Source organism: Nocardiopsis coralliicola (assembly GCF_054779695.1).
Genome location: NZ_BAAGXT010000095.1, coordinates 1 through 2,277 on the forward strand (window position 1 = coordinate 1; position 2,277 = coordinate 2,277).

Sequence of the window (2,277 nt, forward strand, 5' to 3'; positions counted from 1 at the left end):
CCCGGGCCGCCGGTCCGGGCCGGCCGTCCGCCCCGTCCGCGGCGCCCCGGGCCGCGCCGGCGGCCGCGGCGCCGCCCGGCCGGCCGCGTATTCGGCCGTTTCCTGGAAATCCCCGAATGACTCCCTAACCGCCCTCGTCGGCGTCCGCCGGTGAATGCCCGATTCGGTGCGATGGGGGCACGCCGCGGGGCGAGCGCGGCGAATCGGTCGGCCGTATGCAGCGGGGTACGGTCGACACGCCCGATGGCGGAACCGATTTTTTTCCGGTGGTGTGCGCCCCTATCGGGAACCGTATCCGGGTGCGCCGTAGCGCCTCACATTCACGAACGCCACAGAGAGTAACTGTAGACCGGTGGGTGGAGCGGAGTCTTTCTCTGCTGGTGCGGGCTGATTCGCGCTCTGAGATTGATGTATCCGGCACTGTTTGATAACTCAGAGTGACGTCATGAACTGCGAATGGGATTCGTATTTTCGTATTCCGGAACGTGGCGGCCTGGATATTCCGGCGCGCAACTCCCGCGAGCGTCTCGCGGTGTTGGCGGGAATACGGCGGCACTGGAATCGGGCGTTAAACTGTCCGTCATATCGACCGAATAGGGTGATTCGCCGTGCCGCCCCCGGGGGAATGCGGATCCGCGGTAGCGCGGACCGCACGCGGGGCGGGCGGGGCGCCCGCGGGGAGGGGAGACGCCCATGAACACAATCGCCGGTGTTTGCCTGCAGTTCGACCGGATCGCGAACTGGTCTTGGTGGTAGAACGGAAGCGATGAAATCATGGCGGTTCGGTCGGCATTGGGGTGGGAGGTAACGAAGAGTGCGTTCGCTGCCGATCAAGGCGCGGTCGTACGTGGGCCTCGTCGTCCTGAGTGCCCTCGCGGTACTCGCCGCCGGACCCTATGACGGGATCGATCCGGCCACGCTGCTCCTCCTGGCCGTCCTCCTCGTGCTCGCCGAATCGATCGGCACCAAGGTGCACAGCGGGTCGGCCGGGAAGGGCGGCCCCACGGGGATCTCGCCGAGCGCCGCGGCGTCCATGGCCGCCGTGGTCCTCGTCGGCCCGACGGGTGCGGCGGTCGTGGGCATGTGCACCATGCTCGTGGTCCGCCGCGGCCAGACCCTGGTCAAGCGCGCCTTCAACGGCGCCCAGATCGCCCTGGCCGGGTACGCCGCCGGCCACGTCTACCTGCTGTTCGGCGGAGTCATCGGAGTGCCCGGCCGGGAGGAGTTCCCCTGGCTGGTGCTGCCCTACGTGATCGCCGTCCTCGTCGACACCGCGGTCAACGGCCTGCTGCTGGGCGGGCTCATGTGGTGCCTGGGCGGGCTCCGCCTCCGCCGGCCCAAGCGGATCCGCTGGCGCCCCACCGCCAGCATCGAGCTGTCCTCGCTCGGCTACTCGATGCTGGGCCTGCTCATCGCCGCGATCTGGGGCCTGGTCGGCCCGTTCGCCGTGCTGCTGGTGCTGCTGCCGCTGTTCATCGCCCGCTGGGCCTTCGACCAGTACTTCGCGGAGCAGCGCGCGCACGAAGCCACCCTCGCCACGCTCGCCCAGGCCGTGGAGACCAAGGACTACTACACGCGCGGCCACTGCATGCGCGTCTCCAAGGCGTCCAGCATGATCGCCCAGGAACTCGGGCTCAACGCCGAGCGCGTGCACACCGTGAAGTACGCCGGCATGCTGCACGACGTCGGCAAGCTCGGCGTGCCCACCAAGGTGCTGCAGAAGCCCGGGAAGCTCACCGAGGAGGAGTTCGCCGCGATCCAGCTGCATCCCATGCGCGGCTACGAGATCGTCCGCGAGATCGGCTTCCTCGACGAGGCGCTGGCCGGCATCATGCACCACCACGAGCGGATGGACGGCCGGGGCTATCCGATGGGGCTGGCCGGGCAGGAGATCCCGGAGTTCGCCCGCATCATCTCCGTCGCCGATGCCTTCGACTGCATGACCTCCACCCGCTCCTACCGCAAGGCGCGCAGCATCGCGGAGGCCGTCGCCGAGCTCCAGCGCGGCGCGGGTCCGCAGTTCGACCCGGTCATGGTGGACGCCCTCATCGCGGCGGTCGAGCGGGTCGGCTGGGAGCAGCCCGACGATGTCGAGCCGCCGGACAACGTCGCCGATGTCGCCCAGCAGGACCACGACGATCCGAGCGCGCCGCTGCGCGTCGGCGGCTCCGGTGACGACGGGGCCGCGGTCTGGCCCGCCGAGGCGCCGGCGCGGCCCGGTGCGGCCGCACCGGGCCGCGCAGCGGCCTGGCAGCGCCGGAGCGCCGTCCCGGCGGC

1 protein-coding gene is annotated in these 2,277 nt (G+C 70.3%); it reads left to right on the plus strand.

What is annotated here, in order from left to right; translation table 11 throughout:
* Positions 1-814: 814 nt before the first annotated feature.
* Positions 815-2,277: HD-GYP domain-containing protein (locus tag ACYVGT_RS28055; protein ID WP_460863863.1), on the plus strand; the 1,463-nt coding region annotated here is incomplete at its 3' end.